The organism is Superficieibacter sp. 1612_C1 (assembly GCF_015234305.1).
Taxonomy (GTDB): Bacteria; Pseudomonadota; Gammaproteobacteria; order Enterobacterales; family Enterobacteriaceae; genus Superficieibacter.
Genome location: NZ_JADGMI010000002.1, coordinates 646,059 through 662,687, shown reverse-complemented (window position 1 = coordinate 662,687; position 16,629 = coordinate 646,059). Strand labels below are relative to the sequence as shown.

17 protein-coding genes are annotated in these 16,629 nt (G+C 52.8%); 4 read left to right on the top strand and 13 right to left on the bottom strand.

The genetic code is table 11. The features are described from left to right. Nucleotides 1-4: 4 nt before the first annotated feature. From motB to flhD, 4 genes are all read right to left on the bottom strand, one after another. Nucleotides 5-934, bottom strand: coding sequence for a flagellar motor protein MotB (gene motB, locus INT84_RS09380; RefSeq protein WP_176918920.1), 930 nt, complete (start codon nucleotides 932-934; stop codon nucleotides 5-7). Next, the gene (motA, locus tag INT84_RS09375) at nucleotides 931-1,821 is read right to left on the bottom strand and encodes a flagellar motor stator protein MotA (protein ID WP_176918921.1); all 891 of its coding nucleotides are present in this window, start codon (nucleotides 1,819-1,821) and stop codon (nucleotides 931-933) included. The genes motB and motA overlap by 4 nt, the downstream gene beginning before the upstream one ends. A gap of 121 nt (nucleotides 1,822-1,942) precedes the next feature. Further along, nucleotides 1,943-2,530, bottom strand: coding sequence for a flagellar transcriptional regulator FlhC (gene flhC, locus INT84_RS09370; RefSeq protein WP_176919000.1), 588 nt, complete (start codon nucleotides 2,528-2,530; stop codon nucleotides 1,943-1,945). After that, a complete protein-coding gene (flhD, locus tag INT84_RS09365; RefSeq protein WP_176918922.1) occupies nucleotides 2,527-2,874 on the bottom strand; it encodes a flagellar transcriptional regulator FlhD in 348 nt (115 codons plus the stop codon). Before flhD ends, flhC begins: the two co-directional genes overlap by 4 nt. A gap of 786 nt (nucleotides 2,875-3,660) precedes the next feature. On the opposite strand from flhD, the gene uspC reads away from it, so the two are divergent. Then, on the top strand, nucleotides 3,661-4,083 hold the full coding sequence (uspC, locus tag INT84_RS09360) for a universal stress protein UspC (protein WP_194206578.1): 423 nt from the start codon (nucleotides 3,661-3,663) through the stop codon (nucleotides 4,081-4,083). A gap of 47 nt (nucleotides 4,084-4,130) precedes the next feature. Here the strand turns inward: uspC and otsA are convergent, their stop codons facing one another. The 6 genes from otsA to INT84_RS09330 all read right to left on the bottom strand — a co-directional run bounded on the left by otsA (nucleotide 4,131) and on the right by INT84_RS09330 (nucleotide 10,929). Further along, complete coding sequence (otsA, locus tag INT84_RS09355; protein ID WP_194206577.1) at nucleotides 4,131-5,555, bottom strand: alpha,alpha-trehalose-phosphate synthase; 1,425 nt, start codon at nucleotides 5,553-5,555, stop codon at nucleotides 4,131-4,133. Then, on the bottom strand, nucleotides 5,530-6,336 hold the full coding sequence (gene otsB, locus INT84_RS09350) for a trehalose-phosphatase (protein ID WP_194206576.1): 807 nt from the start codon (nucleotides 6,334-6,336) through the stop codon (nucleotides 5,530-5,532). The genes otsA and otsB overlap by 26 nt, the downstream gene beginning before the upstream one ends. 151 nt (nucleotides 6,337-6,487) lie before the next feature. After that, complete coding sequence (gene araH, locus INT84_RS09345; RefSeq protein ID WP_194206575.1) at nucleotides 6,488-7,468, bottom strand: L-arabinose ABC transporter permease AraH; 981 nt, start codon at nucleotides 7,466-7,468, stop codon at nucleotides 6,488-6,490. A gap of 13 nt (nucleotides 7,469-7,481) precedes the next feature. Then, nucleotides 7,482-8,996, bottom strand: coding sequence for an L-arabinose ABC transporter ATP-binding protein AraG (gene araG, locus INT84_RS09340; protein WP_194206574.1), 1,515 nt, complete (start codon nucleotides 8,994-8,996; stop codon nucleotides 7,482-7,484). A gap of 79 nt (nucleotides 8,997-9,075) precedes the next feature. Further along, on the bottom strand, nucleotides 9,076-10,056 hold the full coding sequence (locus INT84_RS09335) for an arabinose ABC transporter substrate-binding protein (RefSeq protein WP_176918928.1): 981 nt from the start codon (nucleotides 10,054-10,056) through the stop codon (nucleotides 9,076-9,078). A gap of 315 nt (nucleotides 10,057-10,371) precedes the next feature. Next, nucleotides 10,372-10,929 (bottom strand): DJ-1 family glyoxalase III, encoded by a 558-nt coding sequence (locus tag INT84_RS09330; RefSeq protein WP_194206573.1) that lies wholly within the window; start codon nucleotides 10,927-10,929, stop codon nucleotides 10,372-10,374. 546 nt (nucleotides 10,930-11,475) lie between these two features. Here INT84_RS09330 and INT84_RS09325 point away from each other — a divergent pair. Both INT84_RS09325 and INT84_RS09320 read left to right on the top strand, forming a co-directional pair. Beyond that, the gene (locus INT84_RS09325) at nucleotides 11,476-11,979 is read left to right on the top strand and encodes a non-heme ferritin-like protein (RefSeq protein ID WP_194206572.1); all 504 of its coding nucleotides are present in this window, start codon (nucleotides 11,476-11,478) and stop codon (nucleotides 11,977-11,979) included. A 222-nt stretch (nucleotides 11,980-12,201) separates the two neighbouring features. Next, nucleotides 12,202-13,545, top strand: coding sequence for an anaerobic C4-dicarboxylate transporter (locus INT84_RS09320; RefSeq protein ID WP_194206571.1), 1,344 nt, complete (start codon nucleotides 12,202-12,204; stop codon nucleotides 13,543-13,545). A 41-nt stretch (nucleotides 13,546-13,586) separates the two neighbouring features. Here INT84_RS09320 and INT84_RS09315 read toward each other — a convergent pair whose 3' ends face one another. Together INT84_RS09315 and azuC are read right to left on the bottom strand one after the other, a co-directional pair. After that, nucleotides 13,587-13,838 (bottom strand): DUF2766 family protein, encoded by a 252-nt coding sequence (locus tag INT84_RS09315; protein ID WP_176918932.1) that lies wholly within the window; start codon nucleotides 13,836-13,838, stop codon nucleotides 13,587-13,589. Between the two features lie 101 nt (nucleotides 13,839-13,939). After that, a complete protein-coding gene (azuC, locus tag INT84_RS09310) occupies nucleotides 13,940-14,023 on the bottom strand; it encodes a stress response protein AzuC (RefSeq protein WP_103676150.1) in 84 nt (27 codons plus the stop codon). Nucleotides 14,024-14,222: 199 nt separating this feature from the next. Here azuC and INT84_RS09305 point away from each other — a divergent pair, with 199 nt between their 5' ends. Then, nucleotides 14,223-15,644, top strand: coding sequence for an MFS transporter (locus INT84_RS09305; protein ID WP_194206570.1), 1,422 nt, complete (start codon nucleotides 14,223-14,225; stop codon nucleotides 15,642-15,644). Between the two features lie 142 nt (nucleotides 15,645-15,786). Here INT84_RS09305 and INT84_RS09300 read toward each other — a convergent pair whose 3' ends face one another. Continuing rightward, nucleotides 15,787-16,425 carry an RpiB/LacA/LacB family sugar-phosphate isomerase gene (locus INT84_RS09300; RefSeq protein WP_194206569.1) on the bottom strand — a complete coding sequence of 213 codons (639 nt, stop codon included), beginning with the start codon at nucleotides 16,423-16,425 and terminating at the stop codon, nucleotides 15,787-15,789. Nucleotides 16,426-16,629 lie beyond the last annotated feature (204 nt).

Below are 16,629 nucleotides of genomic sequence, written 5' to 3'. Positions count from 1 at the left end.
GCTATCACCTCGGATCGGCTTGTGGCGATGTGGGACTGGCCGCCTGCGGCGCTGCCGCAGATGACGATAATTCACTAAATGGCACGTTCTGACTTTCGGCATTCTCGTCGAGAATGGCCTGTTCGGTTCGCTTGTTGAGGACCACCAGGCTAATGCGGCGGTTGATGGCATCATCGCCCCCCCGGTCGGACAGCCGCATGGTCGCGGCCATGCCTACCACCCGCAGGACCTTGCCGCTATCCAGGCTGCCGGCCACCAGCTCGCGACGCGAGGCGTTGGCGCGATCGGCGGACAGCTCCCAGTTGCTATAGCCCTTATCACCGCCTGCGTAAGGGAAATCATCGGTATGCCCGGACAGGCTGATTTTATTGGGGATCTCGTTCAGTACCGGCGCGATGGCGCGCAGAATATCGCGCATATAGGGCTCCACTTCTGCGCTGCCGGTTTTAAACATTGGCCGGTTCTGGCTGTCGATAATCTGGATGCGCAAGCCTTCCTGCACAAGGTCAATTTTCAGGTGCGGCCTGAGCGCTTTTAGCTTCGGATCGGCTTCGATAAGCTGGTCCAGTTCACCCCGGATCTTTTTCAGCCGGCTGATTTCCATCCGTTCCCTGAGCTGTTCAACGTTGGGCTGTTTATGCACTTCGCCCTGCTGCTGGGTGTAATCATCGCCGCCGCCGGGGATCGGGCTGTCGCTGTTGGAGACGCGTGGCCCACCCGCCACCGCCGTCGCCAGCGGAGTACGAAAATATTCGGCAATCTGGATAAGCTCTTTCGGGCTGGAGATTGAAATCAGCCACATCACCAGGAAGAACGCCATCATCGCGGTCATAAAATCGGCATAAGCGATCTTCCACGACCCGTGAGCGCCGCCGCCGTGACTTTTATGTTTCCGCCGCTTAACAACGACGATAGGATGCGCCTGATTCTTCATGCGTCCTCAGTCGTGGTTTGCTGGGCAGAAGGGTTTCTCACCGCGCGCACGTGCTCTTCCAGTTCAACAAACGAAGGACGTTCGCTGGAGTAAAGCGTTTTACGGCCAAATTCCACGGCAATCGGCGGCGCGTAGCCGTTCAGGTTAGACAGCAGGGTAATTTTGACGCACTGCATCATCTTGCTGGTTTCGGCGCTTTTTTGCCGCAGGACGCTGGAGAGCGGCGAGATAAAACCATATGCCAGCAGAATGCCGAGGAAGGTTCCGACCATCGCATGCGCGATGAGCGCGCCCAGCTCCGCCGCCGGACGATCCGCCGAGGCCAGCGCATGCACCACGCCCATGACCGCCGCCACGATACCAAACGCCGGCAATGAGTCGCCCACCGAGGCCAGCGCATTCGCCGGTACTTCGGATTCGTTTTCGTGGGTTTCGATCTCTTCGTCCATCAGCGCTTCGATCTCGAAGGTGTTCATATTGCCGCTGATGATGAGGCGCAGATAATCAATGATAAAATCCAGCATCACGCCGTCGGCGAGAATGCGCGGATAGCTGGCGAAGATTTCACTCTCTTGCGGGTTTTCAATGTCCCGTTCAAGCGAGAACATCCCCTGCTGGCGCGACTTGGCCATCAGGCGATAGAGCAGCGCCAGCAGGTCCATATACATGCTTTTGGTGTATTTCGAGCGACGGAACAGCAGCGGGATCGCTTTCAGCGTCCCTTTGATCGACTTACCGTTGTTGCCAACAATAAATGCACCCACGCCTGCCCCGCCGATAATAATAATTTCAGCCGGTTGATAGAGTGCTCCAAGGTGTCCGCCGGTCATCATATAACCGCCGAAAACTGTACCGAGAACGACCAGGTAACCCAATAAGATAAGCACGACATCATCCTTTCTGTTGACCAGAGCAGGATGCACAAATCGACCATTAACGCGTCAGGGAGGCAAAAAAAAGCAGCGGTAATTGCTTACCGCTGCTGGAGTGTTGACCACACCGTATCGGTTAAACAGCCTGTTCGATCTGTTCATCCAGCAGTTGTGGAGTACTATCGGCAATATCACGGGAAAGTTTACGTCTTTTTACGGCACGGGATGGTGGCTGGCATAAACTGCACACAAAACTGCCCACAGGCTGATGGGCATGGGTAATAAAATTGCCGTTGCAGCAGCTGCAATGCGACAGTTGAAGCATTCCGCTCTCAACAAAACGCACCAGCGTCCAGGCACGGGTGAGCGCCAGCAGCGGCGCTTCGCCGTCCATCTGCGGGCACTGCTCAAGATACAGGCGATACGCTTTAATCACCGCATCAACCCCGCTACATAATCCGGTTTTAAGCAGGTACTGCCAGGCATTACAGAACATGGATGAATGAATGTTCTGTTCCCAGGTCATAAACCAGTCGGTAGAAAACGGCAGCATGCCTTTCGGCGGCGGGCTACCGCGCAGCTCTTTATACAGTTTGATAAGTCGACCACGGCTCAGCTGTGTCTCACTTTCCAGCATCTGTAAGCGAGCGCCCAGCGTAATCAGCTCCATTGCGAGCTGAATATCACGGGCTTCCTGAACAATGCTTTTTTCGCTCATCCTCAGGCCCTTTTCTTGCGCGCGGCGGCAGCCTGGCCCGCGTCAGAGAGCAAACGGGTAGAAAGAAGGATCCCGGTATGAATTTGTTGCAGGTCATCGACGCGCGAATCCTGCGTCAGCCGGTTGATGGTCTCGTGACTATCAAAACGGAATTCGCAAATGAGCTGATTAGTTTCAGCCAGTTTCACCATTTGCGGCAGCGTCAGTTCAACCAGCGTCGTCGCCATCTCTTCGTTAATGCCGAGACGGAACATGGCTGACGGTTTGTCCTGACTAATCAGACGTTGTGCAAGGAGCAAGTATGACAGGTTGATGTCATAAATATGTTTTAGCAACTCGGATGTATGCATTTTACCCATCCAGCATAACCAACCATTGTTTTATGCGGCATAACCGCACCCCGTGATGTCGCCGGGAAAGTCCCGGTAAAAAAGAAAAGGTCAAAATGCATAGTTGTACTTAGATGCTACCGCAGTGGAAAAGTCTCTTTGTGGTGGACTATGTCAACAGAAACATGTTAAAGAATTCTTACAAATGTCTAAGATTTTTCCTAATTCGCCGCAACTTTACTCGTCAGCCTTACCACATACAACGAGGCGCTGCCGTGATTTTAGGAAATATGTGATCGACATCACATAATGTACGCAAATATTTATCATAAATCCATCATTACCGATGATGTGTTGATGTATTTTTATGCAACTCTGCGGTTTGCCTGGTCACGTTAAGCAAACGGACCCGTCTGAAAGCGCAATAACAGTAGGTTAATTGTCTCAATGCTGCCAGGCAGAATGAAAAAAATAAATTTCGTCTCTATTGTAGAAATTGATTCAAAAAAAGGCATTCATAAACATAAGCTTAGTATTTAATGTAACAAAAATAATCGCCATACGTCATTATCGCCTTAATGTTAATTCTTGCATCAATTAATTAACATTAAATGATAATAGTTTTCATATACGTACAACGTATTGGCATATTTTATTATTAATCGCGTTCATTAATGCATTTTATAAGAATAATTAATGAATAATTTGAAGAACGGCGCAAAACCACGCCCTGGGCTCTTGAAGTCAGCGGATAAATGGAGTAAGGAAAGAAGATAGCCTGGTTTTATGCGTCTGAAAGGAGGTCCGATGCGTTATCAACATTTGCTTGTGGCGGTTGCCGCCACCCCGGAAAGCCACCGTCTGGTGGCAAAAGCCGTCTCGATTGCCCGTCCGCTTAATGCCCGTATCAGTCTGATTACCCTCGCCACCGACCCCGAGATGTATAACCATTTTGCTGCGCCGATGATGGAAAATCTTCGTGACGTGATACAGGAGGAGACCCAGCAATTTTTACGCGATATCGCGCAGCATGCGGACTACCCCATCGCCGAGACCATTATCGCCTCCGGGGAATTGAGTGAGCATATCAAAGACTTTTGCCGCACGCGGCAGGTGGACTTAGTGCTCTGTGGCAATCATAACCACAGTTTTTTCTCCCGGGCGACCTGCTCGGCCAAAAATGTGATTGGCAATACCCATGTGGATGTCCTGCTGGTGGCGCTGGAATAAAAAAGGCCCGGCAGCACGCGCTGCCGGGCCAGAGATCATTACCTTAATCAGGCCAGCTTTGGAAACGTCGCCACCTTATGTTGCAGCTGACTCTCTTCGCTGCGTGGCGCGATCTGCTTTAGGTCGTGGATAAACCTCTCCTGCCAGTGATTGATATCATTCTTCTGAATAACGTCCATCATTTCGGCATGACGAGATATACGTTCGGCCAGCGGCATGTTTAACGCGCGGTGTAACCCCGCAGCCACATCATCCCGATCGTAAGGATTCACAATCAGCGCCGATGTCAGTTCATTGGCCGCGCCGGCAAATTGTGAAAGCACCAGCACGCCCGGGTTTGCCGGATCCTGCGCGGCAACATACTCTTTTGCCACCAGATTCATACCATCGCGCAGCGGCGTCACCAGACCCACATCCGAATAGCGGAAGACTTTCATCAGCAGCTTACGGTCGAAGTGCTGATTGAGGTAATACAGCGGCGTCCAGCCCAGTTGCCCGTACCGACCATTAATGCGTCCTGACAGGTTCTCCAGCTGGTGACGGATATCCTGGTAAGCCTGCACTTCACCACGCGAGGTGGGCGCAATTTGCGTATAGCGGATCTTACCGTGATGCTCCGGGTATTTTTCCAGCAGCGTCTCATAGGCCATAAAGCGTTCCGGTAGGCCTTTGGAATAATCCAGACGCTCAACGGAGAAGATATTTTTGACGTTCTTCAGCTCGTTTTTAAGCTGTGCCAGCTTCGGCGGCAGCGGACCGGTGGCCTGACGGGCGATCTCTTCCGGCTCGATACCAATCGGGTATACCTCAGTGCGGAAGTTTTTGCCCCACGCGGTATGGGACTTGCCATCACGGGTGGTCAGACGCGTTTGCGCCGCGATACATTCGAGGAACGCCTGGCGGTCATTTTCAGTCTGGAAACCCAGCAGATCGTAATCACACAGTTGCTCCAGAAGCTCGGCATTCGGCGGCAGTGCGTTGAAGATTTCCGGCGTCGGGAACGGAATATGCAGGAAGAAACCGATCTGATTGTGGATGTTTCTTTTGCGCAGTTCGCTGGCAAAGGGGAGCAGATGGTAATCGTGGATCCACAGAATATCATCCTTTTCCACCAGCGGCACCAGCTTGTCTGCCAGCAGTGAATTAACGCGCTGATAGCCCTCCCAGGCGTCACGCTGGAAGTTGACTAAATCGAGGCGGTAGTGAAAGGCGGGCCACAGCACGGCGTTGGAAAACTGGCTGTAGTAATGTTCGTAATCCTGTTCGCTCAGGTTAAAGGATGCCCAGGTAATGTTGCCTTTGCTGACGGTCTTTAAAGGCTGGTCTTCGTTACCTACCTCCCCGCTCCAGCCGAACCACAGTCCACCTGCGGCTTTTAACGCGCCGAGAACCCCCACCGCCAGGCCACCGGCGCTAGCCTTCTTATCATCGGGCGGGGCAATACGATTAGATACTACGACTAAGCGACTCATGGCCATCTCTCCTGTCTGTTAGCGCTTTTTCTTTTAATAGTTGGTTATCAGCAATAGTTTGTAGCCACTGATGCACATCGGCGACACTGGCCAGACGCCATTGCGCCTGGGTTGCCCCCGGTCCTACTTTGATGGAAATCCCGTTTAACTGGTTAACCACCCGGAATCCGGCCTCATCGGTAAGATCGTCACCCACGAAAACCGGCGTTCTACCGCGAAAGGGTGCTTCCTGCATAAAGGCAGCAATCGCTTCACCTTTATTGATCCCCTGCGGTTTAAGTTCGACGACACATTTACCGGGCTGGAGCGCCAGCTGCGGATAGAGTCCCACGATCCCTTGCGCCAGCGCCATAATGCGCTCCTCATACTGCGGAGCCTGGCGATAGTGCAGTGCAAACGCCATGCCTTTCGCCTCAAGCTCGCAGCCTGGCATCACCGCCAGTGCGGTGGTCAATTGATCGTTGAGCGTCCGCACGACATCCGCCGGCAGTTCTACGGTATGCGTTTTGTCATTAAAATCACGTCGCTGGGCACCGTGCACACCGGCAAGCGGAAAATGCAGCGGACTGGCGAGCGCATCAAGTTCGGCCATTGAGCGCCCGGAAACCAGTGCTACCGCGCCCTCATTTTTCTGCGCCAGCAGTTGAAGCGCAGTACGGACTTCCGGCGTCAAAAAAACCTGATCCGGGTGCGGTTTGATTTCAGCGAGGGTACCATCGAGGTCAAAGAACCAGGCGTGATTTCCTTTAAGTACAGGCGGTACAGATAACTGGTCAGCCACCCTGATTTCCTCCTTACATTTACAGCCCAAAGCGGGTAATTAATCAAACGTTAGCAATGTAAGTATAGACAGTGTGACCAGCCTCGCCATTTTCAAATGAAAACGCCAGCGACATTGGCCGCTGGCGTTACGTTAGAGGTAGACTTAAAAGTTAGACGGTACGTTTCGCCTTTTGTTTGTAGCGGTCGAAGATCACCGCTGCCAGCAAAATCAGACCGCGCACCACATACTGCGAGAACGGCGAGATGTTGAGCAGGTTCATGGCATTCTCCACGGTACCGAGAATTAAGATCCCCGCCACCACGTAAGAGATCTTACCAATCCCCCCTTTCAGCGAGACGCCGCCGAGCACGCAGGCAGAAATGACGATCAGCTCATAGCCGATAGAGGTCATCGGCTGGCCGCTGGTCATGCGCGAGGCGAGAATAATACCCGCCGCCGCCGACACCAGGCCGGAGAGCACGAAAATAATAATTTTGGTCCGTACCACCGGCACCCCGGCCAGCCGCGCTGCTTCTTCATTGCCGCCGATGGCCAGCGTATTACGGCCAAAGGTGGTTTTATTGAGCAACAGACCGAAAATAATCAGGCAGCCTACCGTCAACCAGATAGGCGCAGGCAGTCCCAGCCAGTTCGCATAACCGAGCGCAAAGAAGCGCTCGTCTTCAATCCCCACCGCTTTACCGTCAGAGATAATGTACGCCAGACCACGCACAATCTGCATCGTCGCCAGGGTGGTGATCAGAGCGTTAATCTTCAGTCTGGCAATCACAAAACCATTCACCAGGCCGCAAATGACGCCCAGCATCAACCCGGCAAATACGCCCAGCCACAGGCTTTCGGTCTGGTTAATCACTACCGCCGTGGTCACGCCCGCGCAGGCGATGACCGACGCGACGGAGAGGTCAAAGTCGCCGGAGGCCAGGCAAAACAGCATCCCGCAGGCCACCATCCCGGACATCGAGATAGCCAGCCCCAGCCCCTTCATGTTAATAAACGAGGCAAAGTTCGGCACAAAAATCGCGCAGGCGAGAAAGACCACGGCGAAAACCACCAGCATGCCGTACTGATCCCAGATCCGCCCGAAACTCATTGACGACTTCGACGCGCCGGTTGTAGTTACAGATGACATTTTCAACTCCTTCTCAGGCTACTGCCTGGCTGACTTTAGGCATCGCAAGGCTGAGCGCCTGCTGTTCTTTGGCGTCGTGGTGCAGAAGTTCACCGGCCACCTCGCCTTCGCGCATCACCACGATGCGGTCGGCGACGCCCAGCACTTCCGGCAGGTCGCTTGAGGCAAAGAGGACGGCGACGCCGGACGCGGCAAGCGCATAGATCACGTTATAAATTTCATGCTTTGCCCCCACGTCGATACCGCGCGTCGGCTCGTCGAGCAAAATGACTTTCATGTCTTCGGACAGCCAGCGCCCGAGGATTGCCTTCTGCTGGTTTCCCCCGGACAGGTTCATGATCAGCTGTTCCGCGCCCGGCGTTTTGATATTCAGCGACTGAATATGGTGCGCGGCGTTACGCGCTTCCCACGCATTGTTTATCACGCAGCCTGCATGGATATGCTTGCGTCGGGCGCTGATATTAATGTTGTCACGCACCGAGTGGACCGGAATAATACCTTCCGCTTTACGATCTTCCGGGCAGAGCATCATCCCGGCGCGAATGGCCTGCGACGGTTTCTCGATGGATATCGGCTGGCCGTCGATGTAGACCTGTCCACCGGTGATGCGAGTGCCGCCAAAAAGTCCTTTCATCAGCTCGCTGCGCCCGGCTCCCACCAGCCCGAACAGGCCAACGATCTCGCCGCTGCGCACCGACAGACTGATCGGCATCCGCACGCCGGGGGCCTTGACGTTTTCCAGCCGCAGGCGTTCTGCGCCATAGTCACGCGGCTGCCAGCCGTAGATATCGCCCAGATTACGCCCCACCATCGCCTGCACCAGCGCGTCGTGATTGACCTTCTGCATATCGGTAAAGGTGCAAACGTAGCGACCGTCTTTAAACACGGTAATGGCATCGCTCAGGGCGAAGATTTCTTCCATTCGGTGCGATACATAAATGATGACCCGCCCCTCCTTGCGCAGCTCGCGGATCACCCGGAACAGGTTGTCGATTTCACGCGCGGACAGGGAGCTGGTCGGTTCGTCAAAGGCAATCACTTTGGCATTACGCGCCAGCGCCTTGGCAATCTCCACCATTTGCCACTGCCCTATTGAGAGGTACTTCAGCGGCGTTTGCGGATCAATATCCAGACCTAAATGTTCCAGTTGTAACCGCGCTTCATAATTGAGCAGCGAGCGGTTCACGAGGCCGCCTTTATGCGGAAGCTGACCAAGGTAGATGTTTTCCGCCACGGTCATTTCCGGGATCAAATGCAGTTCCTGATAAATAATTGCCACGCCGGCATTCAGCGCGGCGGGCGTATCGGCAAAGGAGACCTCTTTCCCCTGTAGCGCCAGCGTGCCGCTGGTCGGGGCATAATTGCCGCTGAGAATTTTCAGCAGGGTGGATTTGCCGGCTCCGTTCTCACCCATCAGGGCGTGGATCTGCCCGGCATAGCAATCAAAGCTGATGTCGGAGAGCGCCTTTACGCCGGGAAAGGTTTTGCTAATGCCGCGAAATGAGAGATAAGGGGTAGACTGCTGCATAACGACTCCGCCATTCATAGTGGTACGTAAACGGCCCCTCGCGAATGTGAGGGGCTTATTCATGGTTGACTGAAATCGATTAAAGACCTTTCTTCGCCAGCTCTGCTTTGAAGTTATCGCGGGTGATCAGCACGACGTCGGTAACCGCGGTGAATTTCGGCGGCTCCACGCCCTTCTCAACCCAGTTGTAGAGCATCTCACTGGTTTTGTAGCCATGGATATCCGGGCTTGGCAGTAAGGAGCCGAAGAAGCCAGTTTGCTGATTTTTTGACAGCTCACTGACTGCATCCACGCCGTTAATGCCGATGCCGATCACATCAGGGGCTTTGAATCCCTGACCTTCGGTGGCGCGAACGCCGCCAAGCACGGTGTTATCGTTCATGCCGACAATCAGCCAGTGTTTCACTTCCGGATGCTGAACCAGCAGCGAGTTACCGGCATCAAATGCGCCGGGGATATCGTTAGATTTGGTTGGAACCTGATAAATTTGTTTTTCCGGGAAGCCTGCGGCTTTCAGGGCGTCCATTGAGCCTGTCGTGCGGCGACGCGCGGTGTCAAGCTCATTAGCAGTAATGGCCATGACGCCGGTTTCTTTCACGTCCCAGCCGCGTTTTTGCATCTCTTTATACAGCTCCTGCCCCTGACGCGCGCCAATCTCGCTGGCCGCCATCATCACCAGCGGAACGCTCTCCATCGGCTTACCTTTGGCGGTGACAAACTGATCGTCCACGGCAATCACTTTCATGTCGTAGCCGCGCGCTTTAGCGACAATCGCCGAGCCGAGTTTCGGGTCGGGCGTACAGATGACAAAGCCTTTTACGCCGCTGGCAGCCAGGCTATCAATGGCATTGAGGGTCTTCTCACCGTCAGGCACGGCGATCTTAACCACTTCAAATCCCAAATCTTTCCCGGCTTTATCGGCAAACTTCCACTCCGTCTGGAACCAGGGTTCTTCCGGTTGTTTGACCAGAAAACCGAGCTTCATGGATTCAGCAATAGCCGATTGTGACATAATCGCAGCCAGTCCGATGGCTGCCAGTGCTTTAGTGAATTTGTGCATGTTAAACTCCAGCGTTAACATTCTTCTATGTAGGGAAAATTCGTACTCAAATTTTTTTATCAGACATAAAACAACGCATTAGCATCAGAAGCCTGGTGAATGCTTTTGCTGGAACATTAATAGCGGGAAATTAATTCTCCATAGGAGAGCGCCATCACATCGCAGGATTACAGTCATTGCGTACATATATTCAGCAATAAATGACATAAAACGGAAGGGTATTGTCGGACAATTAAATGAAGCTGTAACAGGATTGTCTATATCCTCAGCGTGCTTATCCTTGTCCCGGATGGGAGGCGCATCCGGGACCCGCTGTCACCAGGGATAATAAATATGATCGGCATGCTCACGCGCGGGGGCTTCATCCCCCAGCAGGCGTGCGGCGACGGTCAGCGCAAAGTCGAATACCCGCCCCAGTCCCTTGCCGCTGATCAAATTGCCGTCCTCAACAACCGGCGCGTCCACATATTCCCCATCGGTTACCGATTGCCATAAATCGCCAGAACACACATAGCGACGGCCTTTCAGTAACCCGTGACCTCCCAGCACTCTGGCCGCAGCGGAGCAAATGGGGCAAATAAGCTTACCGGCATTGTCGTGCGCGGTGACAAACGCCACAACGTCCTCACTGGCCGCCAGATTAACGCTGCCCTGTGGACCGCCGGGCAGAACAATGGCGTCGTAGAGGTGCGCCTGACGTTCGGTCAGCGTCGCGTCGGCGACCAGCGGAATATTGTGGTAACTGACTACCGCACGTGATTCGGCGCAAGCCAGCGTTTCCACGTTGATATGTAAACGGCGTAATATGTCGATGGTGACAATCGCTTCCGCTTCTTCAAAACCGGGTGCCAGCAAAACGGCAACGTTCTTCATTCTTTACTCCCTTAAATTCATCTGTGAATGTTAAAAACGCTCATCAGACGTTCAGGCTCAAATAGCAGCGTCTGAGGACGAATATCTTGCAGGGATGAAAATGATCTGGCGCAATTTTATCGTCGATTATTGAATTCCATGAACACGCTCAGCGTTGGTGTAACCCGAAGACGAATAGCGCCAGCTCTCATTCCCAATGCCATGCTACGCTTTTTAAAACACTTTTTCAACTATTGTAAAATCACGTTACTTTTATATTTATCAACAATTTAATTTCTGATGTAGGTATTTAATATTAGTCATCATTCTTTTTTCAGAAGTTGTAACCAGTGATGAATCCGGGCGATTGAGACTTTCCTTAGCAAATGGAACGTCTTATTCTTGCGGTAGGAATTACGGAAAATTAACCACCGATCACATACAGCAGTAGCGGAATGTATTTATTCTGTGGTCAGTATCGGTGGCGCAGGAATAACGTTAAACCCGGCGTTTTCATGAATTATACGCTTTCGTATAAATCGTCCCCCAGGTAATAAGGATATTGGTATGCTAGCTTTAGGAATGGTTCAAAAACTCAACACCCAGATGAACCTGGAGTATAACGCGTCCAATCGCTACCTCCGTCTGAGCGAGTGGTGCGCTAAACGTAAACTCACTGGCACCGCCATATTTCTGCGCACGCAGGCGCAAATCAACGTTACCCGCATGATGCGCGTGTTTGATTTTATGAAAAAATCCGGCGCAAATCCGGTGGTCGCGACGACAAACCCTATTGAGGAGCAATGCACCAATCTCGAAGAACTCTTTTCCCAGACCATGATGGATTTTCAGCACCGCAGTGAAACGCTGACCAAACTCATAGAGGAAGCCCGGTCGCAGAACGATGCGGCTACGCTGGCTTTCTTAACCCAGATTGCCACTGAAAGGGAGGAGCACGGGCTTTTGTTGCAAACCATCTTTGAAGAAGTGCGTCATGCGGGTCAGGCCGGCATGAAAATGGAGCAGACTGACCAGCATTTGTTAAACGTCGTTAATTACCAGCAACATTAATTTCTTAATTCGCCCCGGCCCGCTCATGGTCCGGGGTGGAATAGTACCTCTTTCCCCTCTTTACTGCCAATCTTGTCGCCTCACACTGGATACAAATGTTAATGAAATGTGTATAACATGATGTTTTAATTAACATTTTATAAATTAGATCTACCTCTCATCGTTTACCCTTACAAAATGTAATGCTTCAGGAAAATATGATGATGTTGCAAAAGGTGCTCTATGATTACCCTTGAGTTTGTGGTCATTATTCTTTGCCTGCTGGTGGGCACGCGTTTCGGTGGGATGGGGCTGGGTCTGATCAGTGGGATCGGCCTGTTTATTCTGACTTTTATTTTTGGACTTGAACCTGGCAAGCCGCCTGTCGACGTTATGCTCACCATTCTGGCGGTTATCGGCTGTGCCGCTACGCTGCAAACGGCGGGCGGTCTGAACGTCATGATGCAGTTCGCTGAACGCTTACTGCGTAAACATCCGCAGCATATTACTCTGCTGGCACCTTTTACCACGTGGTCCCTCACCTTCCTGTGCGGCACCGGGCATGTGGTCTACACCATGTTTCCCATTATTGCCGATATCGCGCTAAAAAAAGGTATTCGTCCTGAGCGCCCAATGGCGGTGGCTTCTATCGCCTCGCAAATGGCGATCACCGCGTCGCCGGTGTCGGTGGCGGTGGTCTCGCTGGTATCGATTATCGGCGCAAATCACGGCGTGGGTCAGGCGTGGGGGATCCTGGAAATTCTGGCCGTCTCCGTTCCGGCCTCGCTGTTTGGCGTCGCCATTGCCGCTTTGTGGAGTCTGCGCCGTGGTAAAAATCTGGAAGACGATGCGGAGTTCCAGGAAAAGCTCAAGGATCCAAAACAGCGCGAGTTTATTTATGGCAGCAGCGATACCCTGATGGATCAGCGCTTCCCAAAACAGGCCTACTGGTCAACCTGGATTTTCTTTGCCGGGATCCTGGTGGTGGTACTGCTTGGGGCCATCCCGGAACTGCGTCCTTCGTTTGAGTTGAAAGGAAAACTGACACCGCTATCCATGAACCTGACGATCCAGATGATGATGCTGATCGCCGGGGCCATTATGTTGATGGTGTGCAAAGTTAACGCAACGACGATTTCGAACGGGGCGGTGTTTAAAGCCGGGATGGTAGCGATTTTCTCGGTCTTCGGCGTCGCGTGGATGAGCGATACCTTCTTTCAGGCTCATCTGAGCGAATTAAAAATGGCGCTGGAAGGGGTGGTTAAAACGCATCCGTGGACCTACGCCATTGTCCTGTTTCTGGTCTCAAAACTGGTAAACAGTCAGGCTGCGGCGCTGACCGCGGTGGCACCTATGGGGTTGATGCTCGGCGTAGAGCCGAAAATGCTGGTCGCCTTCTTCCCGGCATCCTATGGCTATTTTGTCCTGCCGACCTATCCAAGCGACCTCGCCTGCATTGGCTTTGACCGCTCGGGCACCACGCGCATCGGCAAATTCATCATCAACCATAGCTTTATTCTGCCGGGGTTAATCGGCGTCAGCTGTGCCTGTGCCGCAAGCTACCTGCTGGTACAAACCTTTTTCTGATGCTGCTGCAACGAAAAAAGCCAGGCATCTGCCTGGCTTTTTCAATGGGCTTCATCCTGCGGGGTAAATTTCATTTCGATCAGCGCAATGGCTTTTTGAATGCCACGCAGGGTGACGGGATCGGCGGCGGCAGGATGAGTCGTGAAATCAATCGCTTTTAACTGGGCAGACATCTTCTCGCGAACCTCAGCGGGCGCGATGATTTCAATAACATCAAGAATTTGTTTAATGACCAGCTGGCAGGCTACGATATCGGATACCAGTTCCTGATCGGCACTCAGATTGTCGGACATATTGCGCTCCTTGTTTAAGGGGCGTAATAGTATCGCACGCGCGCTGAAATGTCAGAGCGGAAATTCAGACATAAAAAAACCTGCCGTGGCAGGTTTTTTTATCAGAACATAGCGCCAGGCGGTACGTCTTTGAAGGTTTTGCAGTAGTTTTCGAACATGCTTTTCAGGATTTTGCGAAATTTCATTTTGTGCTCCGATTTTGTTATGCAGGTGTTACTGTCTACACGTCTATAATATGACCTGCATCACAAAAATCAACCATAACGTGATAAAAATCACATAAATTTTACACGTATTGGTAAAGTATTAAACAAAAGTTATGTCAAATCTGCGGCTTATCCGCGCCTTTACTGGATTTTTTTCTTTTATGGTGGCAGGCATACAATGAGTGAAACAGTCTCTGGCAAGGAGAAGCGCGGATTATCGCCCGCCGCTTTACTGGTTGCTGGCGCTTTTTTTATGGAGTTTCTGGACGGAACGGTCATCGCCACGGCCCTGCCCGATATGGGAAAAACCTTTGGCGTCGAGGCCGTTGATCTTAACATTGGCATCAGCGCGTACCTCATCACGCTGGCGGTGTTGATCCCGGCGAGTGGCTGGATTGCCGATCGGTTCGGTGCCCGAAAAGTCTTTACCCTGGCGCTGGCTATTTTTACCCTCGCGTCGGTACTGTGCGGCCTCGCAACCAGCGTGGAAAGTTTTGTTGCGATGCGCATTTTTCAGGGCGCAGGCGGCGCGTTGATGGTGCCCGTGGGAAGGCTGGCGGTGCTGCGCACCACGCCGAAACATCAGTTGATCACCGCCATCGCCACCCTCACCTGGCCCGCGCTGGTGGCACCGATAATCGGCCCACCGCTGGGGGGCTTTATTACCAGCTATGCGGACTGGCGCTGGATCTTCTTTATTAACCTGCCGATTGGCTTAATCGCGATCCTGTTATCGCTGCGGATTATTCCTGATATTCGCGATGAACAGCGCCGTCCTTTCGATTTACCCGGCTTTCTCGCCACCTCGGTTGCCATGATAAGCCTGGTTTATGCGATGGAAGCGCTGGGAGCGGAGAACGTTCAGGGCGGGATCACCACGGCACTGCTTGTCATCGGAGGGGCAGCGGCTTTTTACGCGTTGCGCCATTTTCGTCATGCCGCGTGGCCGATGATCCGCCTTGAAGCGATGCAGGTTCCGACCTTTCGCGTCACGATGTACGGCGGTTCGCTGTTTCGCTCGTCGATCAGCACCGTGCCCTTTTTGTTGCCGCTGCTATTTCAGGTCGGTTTCGGTATGGATCCGTTTCATGCCGGGTCGCTGGTGCTGGCCGTCTTTGTCGGTAATCTGACAATTAAACCCGCCACCACGCCTCTGATCCGCTGGCTGGGATTTCGTCGTCTGCTGCTGATTAACGGCGCGCTGAACGTGCTGGCGTTGCTGGCCTGCGCCTTCCTGACGCCGACCACCCCGGTCTGGCTGGTGTTGCTGATCCTCTATCTGGGCGGCGTGTTTCGTTCGGTGCAGTTTACCGGCATTAGCACGCTGGCCTTTGCTGACGTCCCCTCCAGCCAGATGAGTTATGCCAATACCCTGTTCAGTACCGCCACACAGCTGGCGGTCGGGCTTGGGATCACCCTGGGAGCGATTGGTATTCGCCTTGGTGAACGCATCAGCGACTGGCTGGCGCTCTCCGCTATCCCCGGCATCAGTTTCCGGCTGGCGTTTGTGTTTATTGCGCTGATCTGTCTGGTAGGAATGGCCGATACCTTCCGGCTGACCAGAGACGCGGGAAGCGCGGTGTCGAAAAAGGTGAAGTAAAACGCGGTAAGATGACTTCCGGGGGATAATGCCGGGTGGCGGCTTCGCCTTACCCGGCCTATAAATGCCACAATATCAGCGGATTACACTATTGCTGCAGGCCCGGTAAGCGCAGCGCCACCGGGCAAAACAGCACGGTGGATCAGCCAATAATTTCGCGGACGAACGCTTCAATCTCTCTGTTCTGGCAGTTCTCAAAGAAACACTGCTGGAAGCGCGGGCCGGAAACCGCCGTCTTCACCAGTTCCGGATCGATAGCGCGCAGGGTATCCAGATAATTATCTTTCACCACCGCCGCTTTCACCTGGTTCAGAATGCCCGCGTTGCGCACCTGCGGTTCTTTACGCTCCGGCGGATAGCCTTCACCGGTACGTCCAGTGAAGGCTTTTTCGAAGATGAAGCGCACGTTCAGCTCTGCGCCCCAGCCAAAACCTTTGGCAAAAGGCAGCGCCAGCGCGTTACCGTTGTTGATCTGCGCGAAAAGAAAAGCATCGGCAGGATCAATACAATAACCGCAAACGACGCCAGGATGGATATTCAGGGACATCAGCGCGCCCTGCCCGGTACCACAACCCGTCACCACAAAATCCACCGCTTTCGAATTCAGCAAAATGCTGGCCATAATCCCGAGGTGAATATAGGTCAGATGATGATCGTTCTCATCGCTCATGCCGACGTTGTAAACCGGGAAATCTTTCTCACTTGCGACCGCGTTTAATTCGTTGAGGATGACGGCATTCTTGCTGGCCTGGCTATTTTCCATCATCAGTGCAATTTTCATTTCTTACTCTCCTGAGTGCTGTGCGGGGTGCCCCGCCTTGATGTCAGATGCATTCAACTTTACTACCTGACAAACAGACTTTCAAATTTAATGAAAAATTGTTTTAAAAATCACAGATAGCATCACATTTTTTTGCAGCCTCAGGGGCAGCGCATTTTTCTGTCAGATTCAAAAAATATCTATTCGCTGTGCTGATGGTTGGTT

Excerpts from the sequence above, each read along its gene's own strand:
- motB (WP_176918920.1), bottom strand. The coding sequence starts at position 934 with ATGAAGAATCAGGCGCATCCTATCGTCGTTGTTAAGCGGCGGAAACAT.
- flhD (WP_176918922.1), bottom strand. The coding sequence starts at position 2,874 with ATGCATACATCCGAGTTGCTAAAACATATTTATGACATCAACCTGTCA.
- uspC (WP_194206578.1), top strand. The coding sequence starts at position 3,661 with ATGCGTTATCAACATTTGCTTGTGGCGGTTGCCGCCACCCCGGAAAGC.
- otsA (WP_194206577.1), bottom strand. The coding sequence starts at position 5,555 with ATGAGTCGCTTAGTCGTAGTATCTAATCGTATTGCCCCGCCCGATGAT.
- araH (WP_194206575.1), bottom strand. The coding sequence starts at position 7,468 with ATGTCATCTGTAACTACAACCGGCGCGTCGAAGTCGTCAATGAGTTTC.
- araG (WP_194206574.1), bottom strand. The coding sequence starts at position 8,996 with ATGCAGCAGTCTACCCCTTATCTCTCATTTCGCGGCATTAGCAAAACC.
- INT84_RS09335 (WP_176918928.1), bottom strand. The coding sequence starts at position 10,056 with ATGCACAAATTCACTAAAGCACTGGCAGCCATCGGACTGGCTGCGATT.
- INT84_RS09330 (WP_194206573.1), bottom strand. The coding sequence starts at position 10,929 with ATGAAGAACGTTGCCGTTTTGCTGGCACCCGGTTTTGAAGAAGCGGAA.
- INT84_RS09325 (WP_194206572.1), top strand. The coding sequence starts at position 11,476 with ATGCTAGCTTTAGGAATGGTTCAAAAACTCAACACCCAGATGAACCTG.
- INT84_RS09320 (WP_194206571.1), top strand. The coding sequence starts at position 12,202 with ATGATTACCCTTGAGTTTGTGGTCATTATTCTTTGCCTGCTGGTGGGC.
- INT84_RS09315 (WP_176918932.1), bottom strand. The coding sequence starts at position 13,838 with ATGTCCGACAATCTGAGTGCCGATCAGGAACTGGTATCCGATATCGTA.
- azuC (WP_103676150.1), bottom strand. The coding sequence starts at position 14,023 with ATGAAATTTCGCAAAATCCTGAAAAGCATGTTCGAAAACTACTGCAAA.
- INT84_RS09305 (WP_194206570.1), top strand. The coding sequence starts at position 14,223 with ATGAGTGAAACAGTCTCTGGCAAGGAGAAGCGCGGATTATCGCCCGCC.
- INT84_RS09300 (WP_194206569.1), bottom strand. The coding sequence starts at position 16,425 with ATGAAAATTGCACTGATGATGGAAAATAGCCAGGCCAGCAAGAATGCC.